This is a genomic window from Sphingobacterium sp. B29, from assembly GCF_001952815.1.
Lineage (GTDB): Bacteria > Bacteroidota > Bacteroidia > Sphingobacteriales > Sphingobacteriaceae > Sphingobacterium > Sphingobacterium siyangense.
This window is the reverse complement of the sequence record NZ_CP019158.1, coordinates 2216370-2241611: the sequence shown is the minus strand read 5'-3', so window position 1 is coordinate 2241611 and position 25242 is coordinate 2216370. Positions and strand designations below refer to the sequence as shown.

The 25242-nt window shown below is 39.2% G+C and carries 19 protein-coding genes; 7 read left to right on the top strand and 12 right to left on the bottom strand.

From position 1 onward, the window contains the following. Positions 1 to 181: 181 nt before the first annotated feature. The 3 genes from BV902_RS09260 to alaS form a co-directional block, all read right to left on the bottom strand. Positions 182 to 877, bottom strand: coding sequence for a response regulator transcription factor (locus BV902_RS09260; RefSeq protein ID WP_075991688.1), 696 nt, complete (start codon positions 875 to 877; stop codon positions 182 to 184). A 103-nt stretch (positions 878 to 980) separates the two neighbouring features. Continuing rightward, positions 981 to 2078, bottom strand: coding sequence for a TlpA family protein disulfide reductase (locus tag BV902_RS09255; RefSeq protein ID WP_075991687.1), 1098 nt, complete (start codon positions 2076 to 2078; stop codon positions 981 to 983). Positions 2079 to 2310: 232 nt separating this feature from the next. Next, on the bottom strand, positions 2311 to 4926 hold the full coding sequence (gene alaS, locus BV902_RS09250; protein ID WP_075991686.1) for an alanine--tRNA ligase: 2616 nt from the start codon (positions 4924 to 4926) through the stop codon (positions 2311 to 2313). A gap of 421 nt (positions 4927 to 5347) precedes the next feature. Here alaS and BV902_RS09245 point away from each other — a divergent pair, with 421 nt between their 5' ends. The 5 genes from BV902_RS09245 to BV902_RS09225 all read left to right on the top strand — a co-directional run bounded on the left by BV902_RS09245 (position 5348) and on the right by BV902_RS09225 (position 11517). Further along, entirely contained in the window at positions 5348 to 6196 is an 849-nt protein-coding gene (locus BV902_RS09245) for a universal stress protein (RefSeq protein ID WP_075991685.1), read from the top strand. A gap of 10 nt (positions 6197 to 6206) precedes the next feature. Next, positions 6207 to 7049, top strand: a complete 843-nt coding sequence (locus BV902_RS09240; RefSeq protein WP_075991684.1) for a universal stress protein — start codon at positions 6207 to 6209, stop codon at positions 7047 to 7049. Positions 7050 to 7139: 90 nt separating this feature from the next. Beyond that, complete coding sequence (locus tag BV902_RS09235; protein ID WP_075991683.1) at positions 7140 to 8474, top strand: OmpA family protein; 1335 nt, start codon at positions 7140 to 7142, stop codon at positions 8472 to 8474. A 146-nt stretch (positions 8475 to 8620) separates the two neighbouring features. Beyond that, positions 8621 to 9952 carry an OmpA family protein gene (locus tag BV902_RS09230; protein WP_075991682.1) on the top strand — a complete coding sequence of 444 codons (1332 nt, stop codon included), beginning with the start codon at positions 8621 to 8623 and terminating at the stop codon, positions 9950 to 9952. A 206-nt stretch (positions 9953 to 10158) separates the two neighbouring features. Then, positions 10159 to 11517: a S41 family peptidase gene (locus BV902_RS09225; protein WP_075991681.1), complete on the top strand. Its 1359-nt coding sequence runs from the start codon at positions 10159 to 10161 to the stop codon at positions 11515 to 11517. A gap of 5 nt (positions 11518 to 11522) precedes the next feature. Here BV902_RS09225 and BV902_RS09220 read toward each other — a convergent pair whose 3' ends face one another. From BV902_RS09220 to BV902_RS09195, 7 genes are all read right to left on the bottom strand, one after another. Continuing rightward, on the bottom strand, positions 11523 to 11837 hold the full coding sequence (locus tag BV902_RS09220) for a hypothetical protein (protein WP_075991680.1): 315 nt from the start codon (positions 11835 to 11837) through the stop codon (positions 11523 to 11525). Between the two features lie 78 nt (positions 11838 to 11915). Then, positions 11916 to 12719 carry a hypothetical protein gene (locus BV902_RS09215; RefSeq protein WP_075991679.1) on the bottom strand — a complete coding sequence of 268 codons (804 nt, stop codon included), beginning with the start codon at positions 12717 to 12719 and terminating at the stop codon, positions 11916 to 11918. 56 nt (positions 12720 to 12775) lie between these two features. Continuing rightward, positions 12776 to 14131, bottom strand: a complete 1356-nt coding sequence (locus BV902_RS09210) for a hypothetical protein (protein WP_075991678.1) — start codon at positions 14129 to 14131, stop codon at positions 12776 to 12778. A 220-nt stretch (positions 14132 to 14351) separates the two neighbouring features. Beyond that, entirely contained in the window at positions 14352 to 17066 is a 2715-nt protein-coding gene (locus BV902_RS09205) for a TonB-dependent receptor domain-containing protein (RefSeq protein WP_237242048.1), read from the bottom strand. Beyond that, positions 16990 to 17706 carry a carboxypeptidase-like regulatory domain-containing protein gene (locus BV902_RS28040; RefSeq protein WP_237242046.1) on the bottom strand — a complete coding sequence of 239 codons (717 nt, stop codon included), beginning with the start codon at positions 17704 to 17706 and terminating at the stop codon, positions 16990 to 16992. Before BV902_RS28040 ends, BV902_RS09205 begins: the two co-directional genes overlap by 77 nt. A 163-nt stretch (positions 17707 to 17869) precedes the next feature. Beyond that, positions 17870 to 18832 carry a FecR family protein gene (locus tag BV902_RS09200; protein WP_075991677.1) on the bottom strand — a complete coding sequence of 321 codons (963 nt, stop codon included), beginning with the start codon at positions 18830 to 18832 and terminating at the stop codon, positions 17870 to 17872. 131 nt (positions 18833 to 18963) lie between these two features. Then, positions 18964 to 19578 carry an RNA polymerase sigma factor gene (locus tag BV902_RS09195; RefSeq protein ID WP_075991676.1) on the bottom strand — a complete coding sequence of 205 codons (615 nt, stop codon included), beginning with the start codon at positions 19576 to 19578 and terminating at the stop codon, positions 18964 to 18966. 263 nt (positions 19579 to 19841) lie between these two features. On the opposite strand from BV902_RS09195, the gene BV902_RS09190 reads away from it, so the two are divergent. Both BV902_RS09190 and BV902_RS09185 read left to right on the top strand, forming a co-directional pair. Further along, on the top strand, positions 19842 to 21719 hold the full coding sequence (locus tag BV902_RS09190; RefSeq protein ID WP_075991675.1) for a DEAD/DEAH box helicase: 1878 nt from the start codon (positions 19842 to 19844) through the stop codon (positions 21717 to 21719). A gap of 179 nt (positions 21720 to 21898) precedes the next feature. Beyond that, a complete protein-coding gene (locus BV902_RS09185) occupies positions 21899 to 23665 on the top strand; it encodes an AMP-dependent synthetase/ligase (RefSeq protein WP_075991674.1) in 1767 nt (588 codons plus the stop codon). A gap of 59 nt (positions 23666 to 23724) precedes the next feature. On the opposite strand, the gene rlmB is transcribed toward BV902_RS09185, so the two are convergent. Together rlmB and BV902_RS09175 are read right to left on the bottom strand one after the other, a co-directional pair. Next, the gene (rlmB, locus tag BV902_RS09180; protein ID WP_046672182.1) at positions 23725 to 24513 is read right to left on the bottom strand and encodes a 23S rRNA (guanosine(2251)-2'-O)-methyltransferase RlmB; all 789 of its coding nucleotides are present in this window, start codon (positions 24511 to 24513) and stop codon (positions 23725 to 23727) included. A gap of 77 nt (positions 24514 to 24590) precedes the next feature. Continuing rightward, the gene (locus BV902_RS09175) at positions 24591 to 25181 is read right to left on the bottom strand and encodes a hypothetical protein (protein ID WP_075991673.1); all 591 of its coding nucleotides are present in this window, start codon (positions 25179 to 25181) and stop codon (positions 24591 to 24593) included. Positions 25182 to 25242 lie beyond the last annotated feature (61 nt).

Genomic DNA, 25242 nt, shown 5'->3' with positions numbered 1-25242 from the left:
GTTATCTCGATAAAGAGTTGCCTATATGGAGGACAAATTTTTCCTTAAATTCTCTCCTTCCTCCTATGTCAAATTTGAAATATCCTACTCGTATTTGTCTAGATTTGGCGCAAAACGAATTGCATTAAATCTAAACTCCGGAAAGTTAATCGCATAAAAAAAGAGGCTTTAGCCTCTTTTTTTATTCTTTATCGAATTTGTATCCTACTCCTTTTACAGTGGTTACATAATCGTCACCTATCTTTTCGCGCAGCTTGCGGATATGGACGTCAATTGTACGATTGGTTACCACAACAGAATCTTCCCAAATACTCTTTAAGATCTGTTCGCGTGTAAACACCTTGTTCGGTTTTGATGCCAATAAATACAATAGTTCAAACTCTTTCTTTGCTAGAACGATCTTTTGTTCCCCTTTATATACCAAGAAAGAATCTCGATCAATGACCAAGTCGGCAATTTCAATTTTATCCTGAACAGAGGCATCTGACTCTTCGGAAGCATTTCTTCTTAAGATAGCATTGATGCGGCTCATTAAAGCACGCGGCTTAATTGGCTTTGCTATATAGTCGTCTGCACCGACATGAAATCCTGCGATCTCCGAATACTCTTCGCTTCTAGCAGTCAAAAATACCATGAATGTACTTTTGAATTCAGGCATTGCGCGCATGATGCGACAAGCTTCAATTCCGTCCATCTTTGGCATCATCACATCCAAGATGATAAGATCAGGATTTACTTGTTTAGCAACGTTGATTGCCTCTTCCCCATTTTGCGCTGTAGAGACCTGATAACCTTCACGATTTAAGTTGAATGCAATTAAATCCAAGATATCCTTTTCGTCATCAACAATTAAAATCTTTTGTTTCGAAGAACTCATTTGTCTTATTTTTTTTGCTAAATTATAAACAAAATGATAACAATCAGTTAATCTAATGTTACCAAATTATTAAGTAATATAATATTTAACAATAACACATTGATTACTTAATTGTTTTCTTCAAAAATGCCTCCAGCTCCTCTCCACGCAAGTTCTTTGCTATAATAATGCCGTTCGGATCGAGAATGTATGAGGTAGGCAAGGCTTTCACACGGTAATCAATGACAACCGGTGAGCTCCAAGCCTTCAAATCTGACACATGTGTCCAAGTTAACTTGTCATCTTCGATAGCACGCATCCAGGAACCAGGATTATCATCAAATGAAACGGAGAGTATATCAAAGCCTTTACCATGATAGGTATTGTACAACCTAACGAGATTAGGGTTTTCCTGGCGACAGGGCATACACCATGAAGCCCAAAAATCCACCAAAGTATATTTCCCTTTAAAACTCGATAATTTAACTTCTTTGTTTGATGGTGTAAAAGAAGTCAACTCAGGAGCAGGTTGCCCAATTGCCATTTTTTTCAGTTTTTGGGTCTCCTCTTTAAACTGTGTTACATATCTGTTCTCCGTAAATTCATTTTTTATTTTATCTGCATAGGTAATGATTTCATTTTCGGCTACTTCAGGATCTAAGGTAGAGATTGCATAAAAACCTGCAAGATCATTGTGCTTATTCGAGAAATCGACTGCTTTTTTTGTATATGCACGCAATTCTGCTGCAAACTTTGATTTATATTCAGCACGAATCTTTTCGATCTCAGCTGCTGTGGAATTGGCCGTTAGCTTTGAAAACACCGTCTGCAATGAGTCCTGTAGATAATCGCGATAATTTCGCTCTTTGGCAAAAGGCTGTATAGTCTTTGACAATTCAGAACCATCAACCTGGTAATCATTTACATCTTTATGCAAATCTGTCTTAAATGTAATTGTCTCCCCCGGAGAAGCAATTAAATCGTACCGATTTTTACCGACACGCAAGGACAACAATCTGGATTGGCTAGCAGGTCGTACAAACTGAAATTTGTTATTATCGCCAAAAAACATAGAATCCAGCTTGGTATCACCTTCATACAATGAAATAACTTTGATATTGCCAGGATTTTCGACATTTCCAGCGATGGTAAACTGTTCTTTATTTTGGCAACCCATCATCAAACCAACGATCCCTACTGCTAAAAAAACTGCCTTTTTCATCCGTTTATTTTTATTTGTTAAGTACCTATTCCCAATTACGCAAATGGCTTTGCTCTGTTTGATTCACGCTACATGTCGCAGCTTAAAGAATCGTGAAAACGATCAGATTTATTCGGATCTTCCAAGGAAGAAGTCGAATAAATCTGATGGTTTCGTATTGTATATTTAGGAAATAAAATCATCTATTTACATCCTAGTTCAGCTAAGTAGCCTGTTCAACTACCCCTAAAATTTATTTCAAGAAATCTATTGCTCGCTCAATTGCACCTTTTAATCCGGCTGGGTTCTTACCTCCAGCTGTTGCGAAGAACGGCTGACCACCGCCGCCACCTTGGATATCCTTAGCCAAATCACGCACAATATTACTTGCGTTCAACCCTTTTTCTTTGGCCAATTCGTCTGATATGACAACGGTCAAACTTGGCTTACCATCAAATTCAGCACCGATCACCAGGAACAAGTTATTAACAGCCCCCTTTACCGCATAAGCCAAGGTTTTCACCGCCTCTGCACTCGGTAGATCGACGATTGTGGACAAGAAATTAATCTCGCCGACCTGCTGGATCTTTGCTTCCAGATCTGACTTTAACGCTAAGGATTTTTCTGTAATACTTTTCTCTACCTCTTTTTTCAAAGCACCATTCTCATCGATGATTTTACCCAGTGCAGAAACAAAATCTTTCGGATTATTCATGAGCTCTTTCAGGTGGTGAACCAATTCGAAATGCTCGCGTATAACAGCTGCAGAGCGAGTTCCAGTGATCGCTTCTATACGACGTACACCAGCTGCTACAGCAGATTCAGAAACAATTTTGAAAAAACCTATTTGCCCCGTTGCTTTAACATGTGTACCACCGCACAATTCTTTAGAATATTGATCCTCGAAGGTGATTACACGAACAAAATCGCCATACTTCTCACCAAATAGTGCTGTTACGCCCGAATCCAATGCTTGTTGATAAGGTACATTTCGTTCCTCCTTCAATGGAATATTTTCACGAATTTTGGCATTGACAATATCTTCCACCTGTTTGATCTCTTCTTCTGTCATTTTTGCAAAATGAGAGATATCAAAGCGCAAAATATCAGCGTTGACCAATGATCCCTTTTGATTCACGTGACTTCCCAACACCTGCTTAAGTGCAGCATGCAGCAAATGTGTTGCGGAGTGATTGTTTTCAGTATCGATTCTTTTAGTTTTATCGACCTGCGCAACAAATGTTCCTTTCAATTCCAGCGGCAATTTGTTTGTAAAATGTACAAATAGACCGTTTTCCTTTTTCGTATCTGTGATATAAATCTTTTCTCCAGTTTCTTCGGAAACCAATTCTCCAGAGTCGCCGACCTGGCCACCACCTTCGGCATAAAAAGGACTAACAGAAAGCACCAATTGGAATTGCTCTTTATTTTTCGCAACAACTTTACGGTATTTAATAACTTCAGTAACGGCAGTTAACGTATCATAGCCTACAAATTCAAATCCATCATCATCATTTACCACAACCCAATCACCCGTATCTATAGCAGTGGCAGCACGAGAACGATCTTTCTGAATTTGAAGAGCTTGGTTGAAACCTTCCATATCAACTGTTAAACCTTTTTCGCGCGCTAGCAATTCCGTCAAATCGATCGGGAATCCATAAGTATCGTATAATTCAAAAGCAAAATCCCCATTAATTACGGTGTGGTCCTCCACATAATTTTCAAAACGTTGGACGCCCGTAGACAACGTTCTTAAGAATGAAACCTCCTCTTCCAAGATTACTTTCTGCACAAAATCCTGCTGCTGGATCAATTCGTCAAATACTCCGGCGAACTGAGCTGCCAATACAGGTACAAGTTCATTGATAAAAGGAGCCTTAAAACCTAAAAATGTATACGCATAACGTACTGCACGACGTAAAATACGACGGATCACGTAGCCAGCTTTATTGTTGGATGGCAGTTGACCATCGGAAATTGCAAAACTAACCGCACGAATATGATCAGACACTACCCGCATGGCAATATCAGACTTTTCATCTATACCGTATTTTATACCTGACTTCTCAGCAATAAAATCAATGGTAGGCGTAAATACATCTGTATCATAATTGGAGGTCTTCCCCTGTATACATCGCACCAAACGCTCAAAGCCCATTCCCGTATCCACATGTTTAGCTGGTAATGACTGAAGTGAACCATCTTTCAACCGATTAAATTGCATGAAGACAAGGTTCCAGATCTCAATTACTTGAGGGTGGTCTGCGTTGACCAAACTCTGCCCTGAAGTCTGTACGCGCTCTTCCGGACTACGCATATCGAAATGGATTTCGGAACAAGGTCCACAAGGCCCTGTCTCGCCCATTTCCCAGAAATTATCTTTTTTGTTACCAAGGAGAATTCTATCTTCACCAATCCATTCTTTCCAGAAATCGAAAGCTTCCATATCACGTTCTAAGCCTTCTTTTGCATCCCCCTCAAAAATAGTGACGTATAAACGATCTTTGTCTAATTTATAAACTTCTGTCAACAGCTCCCAAGCCCAAGCAATAGCTTCTTTCTTAAAGTAATCACCAAAGCTCCAATTTCCCAACATCTCAAACAACGTATGGTGGTAGGTATCGATCCCGACTTCTTCCAAATCATTGTGCTTTCCGGAAACACGCAAACAACGTTGCGTATCGGCAACACGCGGAAATTTGATGGGTGCTTCACCAAGAAACAAATCTTTGAATTGATTCATCCCCGCATTGGTAAACATTAATGTCGGGTCATTTTTTACAACTACTGGTGCTGAAGGTACTATCTGATGCCCTTTACTTTTAAAAAAGTCCAGAAAGGCTTGACGAATTTCTCTACTTGTCATTTAATTATCTAAAAATATGTGCAAACTTACTCAAAATTGGTAGGTTATGCAATGTAGAATTCCATATATTGACCTTGAAACGACTGTTTTCTCTAAACGACCAAAAATCAATATTGACTTTTCAAACAAAAAAATCAGGAGATAACATACAGACAATTAGGGTACACTTATTTTAGATGTGACAGAAATCACAAACTGATATTAAATACAACATTTTAAAACTGTTATTAGTTATTCATATTTGTCTAAAGCGCGTCAAATTCAACACGTAAAACAACAAAAACTATTTGACTTAAGGTCATTCACAATTACATTTGTTTTATTACATTTGATAGTAAAATAGGGAATCGAGTACACTTTCACGCACATTCCCTAAATGCAAAATAAATAAGATTAGATTTTGTAGATTAAATTCCTTCTAATGAAAAAAAACATTCTACTACCGGTAGATTTTTCGGCTCATTCTAATAATGCTGTAAATTACGCAGTGGACCTTGCCCTCGAAAAGGGGTATTCTATCCATCTTTACCACAATTATACTTCGGCTTCTGCTGTGTTTGAGGACGAAAATGGCCGTAATGAGACTAATTCTCCAACATTCAAAGCTGATATCCTTATTAAAAATCTGGCAGAATCAATAAAATTAAAGCATCCTGCGTTTGAAATAACCACCCAATGTGAGCGCGGTATGATTACAGAAACACTACCGGAGCTCGCCACTCCTAGTCGATTCGATTTTGTCATCATGGGGACTAAAGGCATCACCAATGACGATAGCCAACTTATTGGCAGCACGACCTATGTCATTAGCAAAAAAGCCAAAATACCTGTCTTGGCCATCCCCACTGAAGCGTCCTTTACACCTATTGACAAAGTTGGCTTACTGTCTAATTTTAAAGAAGAAGAGGTCCAGACCGTCCAAGATTTTGTCAACATCATCGGCAAAGACTTTGAACTAAAACTTATGCATGTTCATTACGATCATTCATCAGAAAACAGAATCGAAGACAAGCTTGAAGTATGGAAATATAAGATCAAAAAATATATTGGTGTGACCAATATTGCTATAGAAGTGGATTCAATACAAGGCGACATTGAGGACTTAGATACGGTTCCGGAAGTGATTAATGAGATGATCCATGAGGAAAAGATTAAAATATTACTGGTGACACGATCGAGGAAATCGTTCTTTGAACGTGTTTTTACGCGTTCCGTTGCAAAAGCATTATTTAGTCATCCCTTAGTTCCAATATTTTTTACTAAAGCATAACCTTATAGCCATGTCTAAACTATTAATACCAGTAGATTATTCCGAAAACGCACGAGTTGCCGCATTTTATGCAGCTCAAATCGCGACGACAACAAATGATGAGATTACACTCTTTCATTCGTTCACTTCGCATATCAACAAATTTGCAAATGCGAAGCATTTAGTAGACCCCAGCGAGGGAGAAGCTCGCCGTCAGATGGAAAAACTTGTAGCTGAACTTCTACAGGAATATCCTTCGCTTAAAATTTCTACCTTATTTGCCAACGGTATTTTGGCTGAAACACTGGATAAACAAGAGATAAAAGAGGTCTATCAAACGGTGATTATGGGTACAAAAGGAGTGACCGGACTTGAATCTGTATTGATTGGAAGCAATACATATGATGTCATTAAAGAGTCGAAGATCCCTGTTCTGGCCATCCCGAAAAACGTGACAAAATTCAAAAATGACAACATCGCTCTATTGACAAATTTCAAACCCGGTGAACTTGAAGTGCTTAAACAAGCGATACCATTATATGGGAAAAATTTCCATTTACAGCTTATCCACATCAACAAAAACAACCTAGATATCAATGCATTAGGAGAAAAACTTGAAAATTGGATTGAACAGATCATTGCTGAGACCGGCATCGAGGATATTTCCTATATCATCAAGTCGCCAAGTTATTTTGCCGGTGCTCGAGAGAATATCGCTAACGGCATTCATACGATTATCCGGGATGAAGATGTCGATGTTATTTTGATCACAAAAAGCAGAAAAACTTTTTTCCAAAACATTTTTACTGAAAATATTGTTAAGCATCTGGCTTTTGAAATTGAGGTGCCAAACTTTTTTGGGCGTGTAGAGTAACCAAATAATTTTTGGCAAATTTATTGCAAGAGTGTTCAGTGAGTTAATTTAACAACAGTATTATAGTAGATAATTTTACAAACACGCATTATGAAAATTAGCCTTAAAAAATCAGGATTACTTGTTGCGGCAGGAATTTTATCCACCGCATCCTTTGCGCAAAGCACAAAAGAAGCATCAATCGAAGGCACAACTCCATTAGGTTCGGCAACACAATATAGAACCTGGTCTATCGGTGTAGGGGCCGGTGTAACAAGTTTGCAGAATATCGCCAAGTTTAACAATGGTGGTTATGACAAACTAGACTGGAATTTAGGATATAGTGCTTATATCAAGAAACAAATCTCGCCATCATTCGGATTAAAAGCAACTTATTTTGGCGGAAAGACAGCTGGTTATGATAACAGCGACAAGCAAACTGGATTCGAAACCAAAACTCCTTGGTCAGTTGCCTTATCTGGTGAGTTTTTAGCGGCCAACACGAATTGGAGATTTTTCAACAGTTTTATTAAACCTTATGCATCGATTGGTGTTGGGGTAATGAATGCTGAAACTGCTGCAATCGCTGGTGGTAACAAAGGTGAATATGGAGATTCTTATTCTAAGATCTATGTTCCCGCAGATTTTGGTTTGAAATTCGCTGTTGCCAAAGGTATTAACTTTGAATTGGGATACCAATTGAATTGGGCAAACCAAAGATTTGACAATAGAACAGTTGATCAACAATATAAAAATGACTTATTTACTTACGCACATGCCGGCTTAGAGTTTGCCTTAGGCAGCAGCAGCAAACCTGCGTTGAATAATTCAAATCCTGTAGCAACCCTTGTGAATGACTATACCGTAAAATACGATGATCTGAAAGCTCAAAATGACGCATTGAATGCTAAAAACCAAGCTTTGCAAGGTCAATTGGATGGTCTAAACAATGATCTAAAAGATGACGACGGTGACGGTGTGGCCAATAAATATGATAAATGTCCAGGTACACCTTCAGGTGTGCAAGTGGATGGATCAGGTTGTCCAATTGTTGTAAAAAACGAGACCAAAGTTGTTGAAAAAGTAGTGGTTACTGAAGCCGATCGAAAAGTTGTTGCTGAAGCGATCAAAAACTTAGAATTCGATTTAGGTAAAGCAACGATTCGCTCCACTTCGTATGCAACATTGAATAAAGTTGCTGCATTATTGATCGAGAAGAATTTTAGTTTAAAACTCGCAGGTCACACCGACAATACAGGTTCACGTGAATTAAATATGCGTTTATCTAAAGAGCGTGCAGAGTCTGTAAAAGCATATTTAGTATCTCAGGGTGCTAACGCGTCGCGCATCGAAGCAACTGGATATGGTCCAGACCAACCGATTGCATCCAATAAAAACGCAGCGGGCCGTCAACAGAATCGCCGTGTTGAATTTACACTTTATTAATAACTAACAAATTACACTAATAAAAAGGTGTTTTTTAAACAGAAACACCTTTTTATTTACCAAATGTCATATTTCAACTACAAACCTATAGTGAATTTAATTTATAACTTATTACTTTTGCATCGGTTTATACAAACACAAATTATATGAAACTAAAATTACAATTAGTATTTGCTCTAGCATCAGCGGGCTTATTTGCCAATAATGCAATTGCCCAAAATGCGAAGGGATCATCCATTGAAGGAACAACACCATTTGGTCCGGTTACGCAATACAGAACATGGTCTATTGGTATCGGTGCAGGGGTGACTAATCAAACCAATATTGCTGGTTTCAATCGTGCAGGTTATGAAGACTTGGCATGGAACCTTGGTTACAGTGCCTATATTAAAAAACAAATTTCTCCTTCGTTCGGTATTAAAGGAAGTTATTTCGGAGGTAAAACAGGAGGTGCTTTCTTAACGAAAACAGCAGATCAGTCATTCGAGGCAAAGACCCCTTGGTCACTAGCCTTATCTGGAGAGTTCCAAGCAGCCAATACCAACTGGAGATTCTTTAACAGTTTCATCAAACCTTATGCATCAATAGGTGTTGGTGTGATGAACAGCAAAACTACGTTGACGACAGGAACAACTTCCCAAGAAGCGGATGGCATTTCCAAAATTTACGTACCATTGGACATGGGACTTAAATTTGCTGTTGCCAAAGGGATCAACTTCGAGTTGGGTTATCAGTTAAATTGGGTTAACCAAAACTTTGACGGTATTCAAGGTGGTCAATATAAGAATGACTTGTTTACTTACATCCATGGTGGTTTAGAATTTGCATTGGGTAATGGTAGCAAACCAGCTTTGAACAATTCAAATCCAGTAGCGACCTTAGTTAACGACTACACATTGAAATATGATGATCTTAAAGCACAAAATGATGCTTTAAATGCTAAAAACCAAGCACTACAAAATCAATTGGATGGCCTAAACAGTGACCTGAAAGATGATGATGGTGATGGTGTAGCTAACAAATATGACAAATGCCCAGGCACACCTTCAGGTGTTCAGGTAGACGGTGCAGGATGTCCAATTGTTGTTAAAAACGAAACAAGAGTGGTTGAGAAGGTTGTTGTAACAGAGGCTGACCGGAAAGTTGTTGCTGACGCAATCAAAAACCTGGAATTCGATTTAGGAAAAGCAACCATACGTCCTACGTCATACGCGACATTAAATAAAGTAGCCGAACTGTTAATCGAGAAAAATTTTAGCTTAAAACTAGCTGGTCACACCGATAATACAGGTTCACGTGAATTGAACATGCGTTTATCAAAAGAACGCGCTGAATCGGTAAAAGCCTATTTAGTATCTCAAGGTGCTAATGCATCACGTATTGAAGCGACAGGTTATGGCCCTGACCAACCGATCGCATCAAACAAAACCGCTGATGGTCGTCAACAAAACCGTCGCGTAGAGTTCACGCTTTATTAATCGATATTCTTTGATTTATACAAGCCAAAGGCATCACTTCACGTGATGCCTTTTTTATTACTCCTTTTCTTATCGAAATCTTATTCTTTGATAAGGTAAACGTAAAAAGATCACCCTATTTAAAGTAAATAAACATTTGAGCAACAAAAAGATAACTTCCGAACAAACAACATAACACGTATTTTTAATAAAGCAAAATTTAAAAAATGCGTAGACCCCATGCTCTTGTATTGGCTTTCTTTTCGTTGATCTTTTCCTCTTGTGAAAAGGATCCACCACTTCACGAACCCGGCTCAAATGAAACCATCAACCAGTGGGCATTAGACCAAATGAAACGCTATTACTACTGGAATGATAAAATTGGATCAACCCAAGATTACCAACAAAGTCCAGATTTATTTTTCAAAAATATCCTATACCCCGAAGATCATTTTTCCACTATCTTACAAACCCTAAATAGTGATACCTATGGAAATACGCTAACAAATACTTTTGGATTTGATATGGTACAACTCCAAACAACAGGTAAAACCATCCAACTGATCACCCAGATTGTTCCCTTCAGCGAAGGAGATTTAATGGGACTCAAACGGGGAGACAGCATAAGCCACATCAACAACGAGCCTATCGACCACAGCAACCTGAAATCGCTACTAAGCAAATCCTTGATTTTACCGGCAATGCATTTGACGCGAAACGATGGCAAAATCTTTCATCTGCCTTCTTCCTATATTTCCCAGCCTGTCCTCTATACCGCTAAACTCATCTCCTCCTCCCCCACGGTAGGCTATATATTTTTAAGTCAATTTGACTTTAGTGGGGCATATTCATTATTGGAAGCGGTCCAAAATTTCAAGTCCCAGCAGGTACAAGAACTTATTGTCGATTTACGTTATAACCCCGGTGGACAGGTTGCTTTCGCCTCATTTTGCGCACTCTTATTGGCAGACATCAAGGAAAACGACATTTTTGCCAAATACCAAGGCAACAAAAACATCAAAAATAGAGAAGACAGCTTCGCAGCAGCACTGCAAGGTCAGCCCGATGGCTATTCATTTTCAGCAAAAGATGTTTTAAAACAAGGTTTACATTTAAAAAGAATTTATATACTCACAGGACCAAACACGGCATCCGCGTCCGAAATGTTAATTAATGGATTACATCCCTATGTACAGGTTGTACAGGTTGGCGATAAAACCTATGGAAAAGACATGGCATCGACAACGCTATCTACACCTGAGGAAATTCATGGCACTGAACGTGCTTGGCATTTGATTCCCATTATCTATAAAATATACAATAAAATGGGACAGGGAGATTATAGCAACGGAATTACTCCTTCTACCAAGATCGACGAGTTTGCCTTTTTACCTTTGACCCCAATAGGTGACACCAGAGATCCATTGATCCGGGAAGTGTTACGAACAATTAGTGATAAAAACACCAGAGTCAAGGGCACTATCAATACAACAGAAAAGACGAACATTTTATCCCCCAAATATAGAGGAAGTACTTATCAGGTAATACCTATCGAAGTGAGTACACAGGATAAGACCGAAAAATAATTTTATCAGTGTGCACAAGAATTTAACGAGGTGATGATCATACGTAGATCGGCTCCAGTCTGTCCATTTTTGGCTAATTTGCGAAGAGAAGGCGACAAGATTTCCGAACGAATGGTTCGCTCCTTCGATTCATAGTCCTGTACGATGTCTTCCAGCTGCTGCAACTTTTCCAAATATTGCCGATAAAGTTCATTCAGCTCCGCCATTTCATTCCTTAAGGCTAGCAGCGCAGCCGCATCAACAGACTGATCTACATCTCCCTGAATTCTCAGGGAGATAGCGAATAAATTGCGATGTTTTATAGCATTGATGCCTTTCATAATGACTATTTTTTTGAATTAATGGTTTACCATTGATGTAAGTGTTGACGGGTATCTGTGTTTGTTTTGTAATGAGTTTTATTTCTGTAGCCAGATATTATCCAAACCATAGCCTATCCCTCCAATTTCTGAGAATGCATCAACATCAAAATATGCATCGGATTCTTTTTGAGGGAGATATACAATACCGATATCTACCGAAAAATTAAAAAACAAAAAGACTTTTTGTCCATCTATAAGGATCGGTTTTAAATCCTTATCTAATACTTGCGCCTTTGGCACAAAAGTAGCGTCAATCGGTATTTTGATAAATTCTTCGGGAATTTTATCTGATATCAAGTCGGTAATCAGGATTGGATTTTCGTCATACTTGACCATATCCATTCCCCAACTTTCATCATAGACAGGCTTACCTTGATAAACCGCCAATCGAATTGGCTCACCATTAGGTGAAATTGTTTTATTATAATTTAAGATCTTTACTTGCCTCACACCCGGAATCGATTCGACATTATCTCCTAAGGGATTTGGCCCAACAACGAGTGACGGATCAATGGGACTTTTACTATGTACACCAAAGGTATTTAATCCTGATTTGAGCGGAAGCCGTTGCTCTAGGACGACCTGATCATTACTATTATATGCAACGACCGATGAAGAATCGGCATCTTTATTTCGTATAAAAATAAAATTAGCATCGCTTGGATTAGCAACTTTTCCATCTATCGTTACTCTTTTTACATCCACCGACGCAGTGCTATAAGATCTAAAAGCAATCCGGGCCAGTTCTTCAGTTTCTACAATAGGTTCACCTTTTTGACAGGAAGACAATAGGGATCCAATCCAAAGGGCTATAAAACAGAGAAATAAATTTTTAATCATCTATAAAGGATAAAGAAGTGAGCCATTGTATGGCTCACTCAATTAAATAATCAATATTAATAAGTTTTTGGAGCAAATTGAGTCCAGTTTGCAGTCCAAGGAGCAGTTGTCGGATGGAATGCACCTTTATAAGTTGTACTTCCATCACCATATGCAGGTGAAGTTGACAATGGTCTTAAAAAAGCAGGATTAAATGTAGATGTTGTTGGATAAAAAATATTTCCAGCTCCTGCTAAATTCAAATATGTCGTTGCATCTGTTGACACATTTGTTTGGTTTCCTGTTGGTGTAGCACCACTGAATGCCGCAGTATAAGCATGTACAACATTACCTGTAAAAGTACCTGTTGCACCATCCTGAAATGCTGCACCTGTTGCATAACCAGCGATAATCGAATTTTGAATATCATACTGTGAAGCTCTTCTCCAACGGTTACCAAATTTCAGTTTTGTACCAGCTACAGTAGCATCCTTAATTCCCAAGAATGTAAAATTTTTCAGTACTGGGCGAGTCTTTGGTGTCGCTGCATATGGCGCTGTACCTTCGTTATCCGATTCCAAACCGTTTGAATCCGAACTACCACTTGATGTGCTATTTGTTGAATTAGGATCCTTTAATGATAAGGCATACTGAATTGTTCCGGTGTATCCATGATCGAAATCAAAGTCATCATCATCATTCGATAAGGCTACCAGGTATTTCGCATTTACAGTACCGCCAAAGAACTCGAAACCATCATCTTTACCCCAAGATACCTGAATATTTTCCAAGGTGGTACCAGTACCAACACCACCTAAAGTTAGTCCGTTGATCTCATTATCAGCAGTTAAGTTGTAACCCGCAAATTCAATACGTACATATTTCAATGAGCCTGAATTATCTGCAGCGTTTGTACCTCCATAAGTAACATCTACACCCACAGGTTGAGGAATCCCTTCGATTCTCCGTGTGGCAGCTTGATTGGTAGTTGCGCTACCCAACAAGACGACACCTCCGAAATCACCAGGGTTACGAGATCCTGCCGCATTTGGAGAAGTGAATACGATTGGTGCTGAAGCAGTACCGTTAGCGATTAATTTCGCTGTTTTAGGTACAACCAAAACGCCTTTGATATTTTGAGTTATTCCGGTGATTTGGTCATCGTATGCTTTAGTTACACCAGAAGTAATGTAAGTACCCGCTTGAATCGTCAATGTCGCACCCGGTTTTACGAAAGCAACTCCATCAATTTTCCATACGGTATCTGCAGAAAGCGTAGTTTTAGTAATAATACCGGCAGCATCTGTTGGAATCGTTGCCTGAGGTTTGTTTGGCAAACCAGCATTCAAATCTGAATTAGGTCCTACGTTGTCTTTGTTACAAGAAGCCAATGCGATTGCGCATACGCTTGCTACTGTTAAGATTTTTTTCATTTTGTGTTAAATAATTACTAGTTTTGCCATCACAAGATCATTTTTTAGACTATGCATCCCTATGGGATAGCATTTCATAAGGTTGCATAGTTGTTTTCAATCACCCGTTTTCTGTATTTTTCTATTTTACTTCCCTGTTGTGCGACTTGGACAAACCCGGAACTTATGTACATTATTGAGGAGTGATATGAAACTGCCTCGCGCAGATAGTTTTATCTTATTAAAAATTGTATGTCAATGAAAGATTAAATCTTCTTCCATCTTTTTTTCGATAGGTTATAATATCCCCATCAGCTTTATTGTATCTATTGTCCCCTTTAAATTTTTTGATTGTATAAATTCCATTTTCATTTCCGACACTGTATCCCTCTGTATTCTGATAATAGCGAGTCCAATCATCTAATAGGTTCGCCATATTCAACTTAGCTTCTAATTTATTGTTGAGAAAACGTTTATATATCTGCAGGTCCAGTTGCTTAGGCGCTAATTCATATTCCACTCTATTGGGATCAATGGAAGTAATATTCGTTCTGTATCCTCTATGGTTATAACTAACCGTCGTTCCGAATGAATTTCCCCAATAGCCAATTCCCAAATTCAACAACCATGGTGATTGACCGATCAAAGGACGATCCTGACCGGGAGAACGATCTTTAATCCGCTCAGGCAACTCCTTTCCGTCAACAATCTTATACTTCCACGAACTCAATACATTTACTTTGGAGCTTAAAAGCGTTGCATTCGCTGAGATAAAAAAATTTGTTAACCAATCTTTATCACCTATAAAACTTAAATTTTTACGAATTTCAAATTCTAACCCATTATTTTTAGCAGATTCCATATTATTAAAGACATAATAGGCCCCACCCGTAAATGATTCATCTTCGACCAGTTCAATGGGTTTATCCAGATATTTATAAAATCCCGTTAATGATATAATTTCTCCCGGACTTGGGTACCATTCCAACCGCAGATCTACATTATCAATAAAGGTCGATTCCACATTATCCCCTGAAATAATCGCATCCAGTTCAAAGTCATAAAATCCAAAAAAACCTGTTTCTCGAAAATCTGGACGGATTGCAGTTTTTGAATAGCTACCTCGAACATTAAAGGTATTAGTAACACTATAAGTGGCATTAATGGATGGTAAAAATTTCCAATTATTTTCACGCACAAGCAATTTATATGCTATAAATTTATTTTTGTCATCATTCGGATCACCATTCTGTTTTCTAAACATTTCGTCCTGACGATTTTTTAGGTTATAATATTCAGCACGAACACCATACACCAAGCGCAATTTATTCCATAATTTCTGATCCAACATAAAATATCCTCCGTGCGATTGCATACTTCCGTCATATACATTTCCGCCAATAAGCTCGGGATAATAATAAGCCTGACCAATGCCGTTGCCAATATTTTCCGACGAAAACAACACATCATAAGGCGCTTCGATAGCAGGCGCTGCGGTTGACGGATCATTAGGCATATAGGAACGCGTAAAAGGCAACAAACGAAATATGGATAAATCTCGCTTCTTAGACCAGCCCTGATAACCAACTTTAACCAAAGTACTGACAGATCGTCCTTCTCCAAAAATGCGGGAAAATGCCATTGCCCAATTATAATCATCCTCATTGATCTGTGTCCACATACGGGAATCTTTTCCCAGCACAGATGAATTTGACCATCCTGAAAGATTTAACAAATTTGGAGTCTGAAATAGATGTTGATCATCGAATACAGTAGTCAATCTATATCTCAATTTCCGCTCATCTAAAATCTGTTGTTTGATTTTATTATAGGCAAACATGCCTTCCGCTTTAATTTTCCAAGGCAATTTATATTCGCCGCTTAATTGATGCTGTTGTAAAGACATTGCTTCAGGCAGCTGATACTGATTTTTTGTTGGAGCATTACTTAGGTCTGCAAAGGCCGCTCGAATATTTTCATTATAGGAGTTGTTATAAGTACGGGCATATATATTTTTGAATGCGAGCTTAAAATCCTGCCCTTGTAACCCAAAATTCGCAACTAACCCACTACTACTATTAAAACGATAAGAAGTACCCGCTCCATTTAAACCGACTCCTGTACTGTCAATATAGTGTGCTCCATTAATAGCGGATCCTCTCACATTATTGAAGGCTACAATATTTTGTTCATTTCGAATATTCGCAGAAGCAGAGAAACCAAACAATAATCCATTTGAAAGATTATATCGTCGCCCCAATGCAAACCGAAAATTTTGGTTGGGATTGGCTTTATAACGATATAGTTTCATAGCGTCTGCATTGACCTGTTTAGATTGGGATATTGCATCAATGTCATTATACTTGACATCTGAACCCGGCATTAAAAATTCTTCATTTAACTTTGGATCGTCCAGTACATACCCAGGGGGGGCATCCAGACGTCGGGCTTCACCATTCCAATACCAAGGCAATATCCCCTCAGGTTGTTTTGAAGAAGAATGATTAAAACCAAAAAATTCCGATGCTTTCCGCTCCCCCAGCCGATAAAAGTCTTTGCCAGTTGTGCGGGAATTACCACCAATCCCATATTGTATTGTCATAAAATCCTTATCGGGAATATCAATCGTATTCACCGAAACCTGTCCGCCCGAAAATTCAGCGGATACATCCGGTGTTGCCGTTTTATTGACCACCACCGAGCTCACCATTTCTGTCGGTATAATATCAAAGGAAAAATCCCGTCTATTCTGCGAAGTACTCGGAATCACCACACCGTCCAACATGGCCTGATTGTAGCGGTCGGACATCCCCCGCACAATGACGTTCCGGTTATTAACAGTGGTCAATCCGGTAACACGTTTTAAAACCTGCCCCATATCATTGTCCGGTGTACGCGCGATCTGTTCGGCGGATATTCCGTCCGTCACCGACGCTGCATTTTTTTTGCGCCGCATACAGACCTGCTACGGAAGCTTTTTTAAACGATACATTGACAACTGCCGTCTCTAGCGCATTTACCTGCGTCTTCATAGCAATGTTTAACCCTGTCCGTTGTCCGGACTGTATTTTGACCCCTTCAATACGTTGGGTCTGGTAAGAGAGGTAACTGACTTCCAATATGTAGGTTCCCGGTTCAGCATTCAAAAGATAGCTCCCATCGATACCGCTCTGTGTTGATTTATTGGTACCGATCAGTTTGATGCTGGCATTAGCCAAAGGCTGACCGCGATCATCAATAACTTTACCTGAAATATACCCATTCTGCTGTACCGGTTTTTCGACTAATGTAATATAGACACTGTTGTCTTGAGCCATTAGGTCAGTCTCCCTGAGCAGATAACGCATGACATCGCGGACACTATTACTTTTAAAAATTTTGGCATTTACCTTTTTCTCTGCCAGATTATATTTCGCTGCATCGAAAGCGATATGTATATTTTGGGATTCCAAACGTTCGAAAGCCGCCGGAATATTAGATTCACTAAAAGAAACTGTAATCTTTTTATCGAGTAACTGCCCGTATGCGCCCGAAGCTAAGAGCATTTCGGCCGACACGATCGAAAGAAATAGACCTACCAACGATGTCCTTATCATAAACTTAATATCGTTTTGCGTAACGTATTGCTTAAATTTCATAAATTTGTATGCGTATATAATATCTCTTAAGTTGTTGTATATGTTATTTATACCATCTCCAAATGGTACATGATGCAGAGTTGACGATGGCCGTCGTCAGCTCTCTTTTTTTATTCCCGAATTAGTAAATATGCACTATCCTGCCCTCCTTCCTTGATTTGTTGTGATGAATTGCTTTGATACTTTCCAGGGTTGCCGTCCAGGACAGCTGCTTTGATATCGGCATACTATACCGTTGTTGGGCAATCCGCTGATCGTCAGTTTTAATATCCACATCATAGATACTTTTGACCGCCAGTGCCAATTCTGCAAAACTGCTTTGCTTAAGATAAACTCTTCCCTCAATCCAGCTATTCCGTGTCGTCAGATCAAAAGTCTCCTGATGACTATTGTGGTTATTTTTGGTATAACGGATCTGTTCGCCACGGGTCAGTACACCCAGCGGATTGTTATTGGCAGTAACCTGCACTTTACCTGTAAATACGGACACCGATATCTCATCCAATTCCGCATAGTTTTTCACGGTAAAGGAGGTCCCCAGCACCCTTGTCTGTATTTGTCGGGCATTCACCACAAAAGCTTTTGAGGAATCTTTCTTGATCTCAAAATAGGCCTCTCCAGCCATAAGTTCCACAACTCGATCACGCCTATTGTAAGAGATGGTATCCAATTTAATTTTGGAATATGCGTTCATTACAACGGTTGATCCGTCGGCCAAAAATATCCGCTTACGTTGTGAGGCCCCTGTTTCAAAAATCCGGTAACCGGGTTTTAAATTCGCTTCTCTTTGGGAGAAATTCAGATCATGCTGTTTTGTCCAAAATAAAACGCCAACACATAACAGTAGACTTGCCGCAACCGCTCCGCTCCAGTAGATTATGCTCCGACCCACTGATTTTTTAGACGCAGTACTTCCAATACGTTGCTGTATATTATTCCATAATCGAACCTCATCTATCTCCCCTTCAGAAAGTTCTTCCCGATCAAGCGTATCATACCAGCGATCAATCAGGGACCTCTCAGCCTTGTTCGCATTATTATGCTGGTATCTATAGATTAAGGATTCAAAAATTCTTCTTTTCACTTTTTATGCCTGCTGTTTATATACAAGTCTGCAAAAAAGCCCCAAAGTACTTCAAGAAATAGTTAATGTTGTATGAAAGAATTGTTAAAGGATCAAAGTTCAGAAAATAGGAATATGGCAAGGTGGGTAAGCTACTTAGCGAGCTCGTCTATCATAAAGACCAAAAGAAGGCTAAAACTACCGTTTTGAACATGTTGATAGCCCAAAATAGCTTTCCGTAGTCGTTTGGATGCTTCCGTAAGATTATTTTTGACCGTTTGCTCAGACAGCCCCGTACGCATGGCTATCTCTCGAATGGATAAATGTTCCCATTTTAATAAAAGCGCTTGCCGCATATTCTGTGGCATAATTTCCAGCTCTTCCTCCAACAACTTCTCAAGGGCTAAATACGTGTTGAGATCCTCTGGATGTTGCTGCACATAGTCGAATATATGTTTACTCCAGTGCTCCAACAATCTGTCTTTGGCCTTATTGGAATTAAAGAAATCTATAATTTTATATTTGAGCATCCCTTTCAAATAGGCTGGAAGATTCATTTGGATGTCGATTGTATGCCGCCTTTCCCAAAATTGGACAAACAGTTCCTGTAGAATATCCTCCACATCCTGTCGGTCTAGGATCCGACGGGCAGCGTGCTGATAAAGATCTTTCCAGCAATAGCGATACAATTCCTCATAAGCAGAAGTATCGTTAAACTCTTTAATAGCTTGTAGCCAACGCTGATGTACAACTGGTCCTTGATTCATGCTAATACCAAAATTAAGGTTGAGATATTAAGTTTCTATTAATAAATGAATAAAGAAACTGTAGGTATATAAAATAGTTTCACATTCGAAATAATACTTTTCAAAGTGAGCTAAATCTATATAACAGCGCTCAATTTATTATCACCTGGTATAAAAGAATCAGATTCCCTTAAAAATCAATTATTTAAATTATTTGTTTATTCCAATATTATTCTTACCTTTGCAACGCCTTAGGCAATAGTGCCTATTGTATAAAATATTTCATGAACCCATTTTTAGAACTGGGAATCCGTGAGGAAGTTGTTAATGCCATCTCAGAATTAGGTTTCGAAAAACCTTCTGAAATTCAGGAAAAAGCCATTCCTGTTTTATTGACTGGTAACGACGATTTTGTCGGATTAGCCCAAACTGGCACAGGAAAGACCGCGGCATTTGGTCTTCCATTATTAGAGCAATTAGACTTTTCTCAAAAACACCCACAGGCATTAATCCTTTGCCCTACTCGGGAATTATGTTTACAAATCTCAAAAGATTTAGAAAAATTTGCTAAATACGTTGACAACGTACATGTTGTTGCTGTATATGGAGGTGCAAATATCTCAGACCAGCTACGTCAAATTAGACGTGGAGTGCAAATTGTAGTAGCGACCCCAGGTCGTATGTTGGATATCATCGGCAGAAATGCGATTGATTTTTCAAATGTAAAATATGTTGTATTGGATGAAGCGGATGAGATGCTCAATATGGGCTTCAAAGAAGACATCAACAACATTTTGTCAGAAACTCCTGACGAGAAAAAAACTTGGTTATTTTCGGCGACAATGCCTTCTGAGGTACGTCGTATCGCAAAGAATTATATGACCGATCCAGTTGAGCTTACTGTAGGTACAAAAAACACCGGTAATGCCAACATTGAACACCACTATTATTTGATCAAAGCAAAAGATAAATATGCTGCGTTCAAACGTATTGTGGATTCAAACCCTGATATCTTTGGTATCGTATTTTGTCGTACAAAAATCGAAACACAGGATATCGCTGAAGCGTTGATTAAAGATGGTTACAATGCAGATTCATTACATGGTGACTTATCACAACAACAACGTGATAAAGTAATGAAACGTTACCGTGACCGTAGTTTACAATTGTTGATCGCAACAGACGTAGCCGCTCGTGGTATTGATGTAAGTGATGTAACTCACGTTATTAACTTCTCTTTACCTGATGAAACAGAAAACTATACACACCGTTCAGGCCGTACAGCCCGTGCAGGTAAAACTGGTATTTCACTTTCTTTGGTAAACGTAAAAGAACTAAGCAAAATCCGTCATCTTGAAAAGATCATCGGTAAGCCTTTTGAGAAAAAACAAGTACCTCAAGGTGCTGAAGTTTGCGAAAAACAATTATTTTCTATCGTTAAAAAGATTGAAAATGTTGAAGTAAACGACGAACAAATCAGCCCATTCTTGCCTGCAATTATGGAAAATTTGGAGTCACTTTCAAAAGAAGATATCATCAAAAGATTCGCTTCTCTTGAGTTCAACCGTTTCTTGGATTATTACAAAAATGCACCTGATTTAAATATCGAAGCGCGTGACGGTGGTCGTGAAGACCGCGGTGATAGACGTGATGGTCGTTCACGTGAAGGTTCAAAAGGCTACACGCGTTTATTTATGAATTTAGGTTCAGTAGACGAATTCTCTCGTGGAGATATGTTGGGCTTCATCTGTAACAATGCGAATATTTCAGGAAAATCAATCGGTAAAATTGATTTGAAAGGCGTGTTCACATTCTTCGAAGTTCAAGATGCAGAAGTAGAAAAAGTATTCCAAGGATTCCAAGGTGTAGATTACAACGGTCGTCAAGTACGTATCGAAGTATCTGGTGAAGCAAGAGGTGAAGGTCGTAGCGACCGTGGCGGAAGAAGCCGTGGTGGTGATCGTGGCGGAAGACGTGAAGGTGGATACCGTGGTGGTGATCGCGGTGGAAGACGTGAAGGTGGATATGGTGGCGGCGAACGCAGCGGAAGACGTGAAGGCGGATTCAGTGGTGAGCGTCGTGATCGTGGTGAGCGTAGCAGCAATGGCGGTGGCTTCCGTGATTTCTCTGGAAAACGTAAAGAATCAAAAAGCAAATACTAATTATTAGTACTTAGCATAAGAGTTAAAGACTCTGGCACAAAAGCGATCAGCTTGAGATGCCAGAGTCTTTTCTTTTATTTTCCCTCTCCTAACAGTACAGGCACTAATATCTCCTGCCAATATAATAGTCTCTATAAAAAAGCGTAAATTAGCTGTATTATACGAACTGGACTTCTAACATGCCAATAGTAGCAACAAGATTATTTGATTTAGCATACCTGCAATATAGTATTGCCCCGGATTTCCCAATGTTTTCTTTCAGAAAAGATAACGAATGGGTACAAGTAAGCAATACTCAATTTATTGAACAGATCAACGAGACATCTAAAGGTTTGATCGCATTAGGCGTTCAGCCTGGAGAGAAAGTAGCATTAATTAGTGAGAACCGCATCGAGTGGAATATCCTTGATTTTGCCATTCAACAAATTGGAGCTGTAGTAGTCGCCATCTACCCTAATATTTCAACCTTAGATTACACGTATATCTTCAATCATGCCGAAATCAGGAAGTGTATTGTTAGTTCAAAGACACTATACACAAAGATATTAACGATACAAGATAATTGTCCGCAACTAAATGCTATTTACAGTCTAGACAAAGAGGATGGTCTAAACCATTGGCATGACTTCGTTTCCAAGGGCGAGATCATTACAGATGAAACGCTAAACCAACTACGTGATGGTATAAAAACCGATACATTGGCATCCATCATTTACACCTCTGGCACAACAGGAAATCCCAAAGGTGTTATGTTGTCTCATAAAAATTTATTGGCAGATACGTTGAGTAGTGAATATTCCTTTCCTGTCGAACGGGGTGATCGTGCCCTCTCCTTTCTTCCAGTTTGTCATGCCTATGAACGCGTATTCCAATATGTATATATGTACAAAGGTTTGACAATCTTCTTTGCTCAATCGATGGATACGATAGGTGAAGATTTTAAATCCGTTAAACCACATATTTTTTCCGCTGTACCTCGTGTATTGGAGAAAGTTTATGAGAAGATTATGGCTACAGGAGAGCAATTAACAGGAGTCAAGCGTAAGCTATTCTTCTGGTCCTTGAGCGTCGGCGAACAATACAAACTGGAGGGACGTACATGGTGGTATGACTTTCAACTGAACATTGCCCGTAAATTAGTTTTTTCAAAATGGCGCGAAGCATTAGGTGGTGACATCAAAGGGATTGCCTCCGGGAGTGCTGCTTTACAGGAAAGATTAATCCGTCTGTATATGGCAGCAGGGATTCCAATATATGAAGGTTATGGCCTCACTGAGGCGGGACCATGTATCGCTGTAAATTGCTATAAACGAGGTATGAAAATTGGTACTGTAGGCTTACCGTTAATTAATATCGAAATAAAGCTTGCTAACGATGGAGAAATATTGACTAAAGGCGAGAATAATATGATTGGCTATTATAAAAATCCAGAGGCAACAGCAGAAGCGATCAAGGATGGCTGGCTTTATACTGGGGACATTGGCCAATGGGTAGACGGTAAATTTCTTAAAATTATAGACCGAAAGAAAGAGATGTTCAAGACTTCTGGAGGAAAATATATCGTTCCGCAGCAGATCGAATCTAAACTGGTCGAATCTTCATTTATCGAACAGGCTATGGTACTTGGAGAAGGCCGCAAATTTCCTGCGGCGTTGATTGTTCCCAACTATAATAATCTTCTAGAATGGTCAAGAAGTGCTTTTCCCGCCCTTGCCAATCTTTCTAGACTAGATTTTCTAAATAGCCTAGAACTGAAACAGAAAATGGGATCGGAACTCAACCGTATTAATCAAAATTTTGGCAGCTGGGAACAGATCAAGAAGTTCATCATAGTCCCCGACGAAATGACCGTTGAAACCGGTGAATTGACACCGACGTTAAAAATGAAAAGAAAAGTTATCTTGCAAAAATACGAACAAGAGATTGAAGATATTTATCAAAACTAGTCTACAAAAAAGCCTTTGTCAAAAACAAAGGCTTTTTGTAATCAACTAAATTATATTCTTTATTTTTTAACAATCCGTTGACGAATCGCTTCATAGATCACTACTGCGGCCGACACAGATACATTTAACGAACCTATTTCACCGTACATTGGTATCTTGGCCAGGTGGTCGGCAATACGAATTAGGTCATTGGAAACACCAACGTCCTCTGCCCCCATAATTACACAGGTTGGAGCTGTATAATCCACATCGTAAATGCTCGAGGTTGTTTTTTCTGTACTGGCAACTAACTGCACACCTGAATCAATCAAAAATTTACCAACTTTGGACAAGCTATCATGGCGACAGACAGGGATTTTATAGAGTGCTCCAGCAGATGTTTTAATGGCATCAGGGTTAACCTCAGCTGAGCCCTTTTTAGGGACAATGATGGCATGTACTCCAGAACATTCCGCTGTACGTGCAATAGCACCCAAATTGCGCACATCTGTCACTCCATCCAACATCAGAAGTAAAGGAGTTTCACCTTTTTCATAAATCTGAGGGAGAAGTTCTTCTATATCATGATAGGTAATTGGAGAAATAACCGCAATTACACCTTGATGATTTTTACGTGTTATGCGGTTTAATTTTTCAATTGGCACCTGTTGAGAAGCGATATTATGTTCCTTTAACAAGGCTTTCAATTCTAGAATCAAACTGCCGCTCAAACCGCGTTGTATAAATAATGACTCGATCTCTTTACCACTATCGATTGCTTCGATGACAGCACGAATACCAAATACCATCTGATTCACTTCACGTCTTTCCCCGTGGTCGCGATCACGTCTCTGAAAATTTCCTTGCATAATAAATACTAAATATTTCCCTCTTCATGGAAGAGTTTGCAAATGTACAAAAATAAAAAACAACTAGCGTGTTTGAATTAGCTTAGCCCCAAGTTAAACTCCTTCCGCAAAGTATCTAAAAGCGGGTTTTTGTTGACCATTGCTTGATACTTCTCCTGGGAAGTATAGGGTTTGCGTGAAATCGTATGTTCCATCATCACCCCCTGCAGATCCAGCGAAAAATTCTGGAGTTTCACACGTAAGTAGTTCAGCACATCAACCTTTGCACTTTGCAATACATCCATCTGAACACCATTTTCGACATCAATTTCAATCAATACCCCATTTAACCGCGGTTGCATAGCCGTCATCATGGTATACAAGTTAATCTTGTTTTCCGCTTTCAGCTGTTCAGCATAACTGTTCCAAACAGCAATAAATTGACCGAATGAAACATCACGTTGTTCGCTTCCACGTATTAATTCTGGCTCATCACCTTCTTTGGCAACCGCATTGTTATCGTATATGGTATTCAAATCCGGCAAAGACGGAATAATTGCTGCAGTAGATGCTCCCCATCCGCCTTTTTTTACTTTAGGAGGCACGTTGGAAATAGGATCTTTTTTCACCTCTTCCTTAGTCTCGGAAGCCTGGTAATTTACGGGGTTAGCTTGCGAACGCGGTGTCACAGGATTTTCAACGACAGGAGCATTCGCTGGAGAAGTCGCTTGCGGAGTAGGGACTACCGAG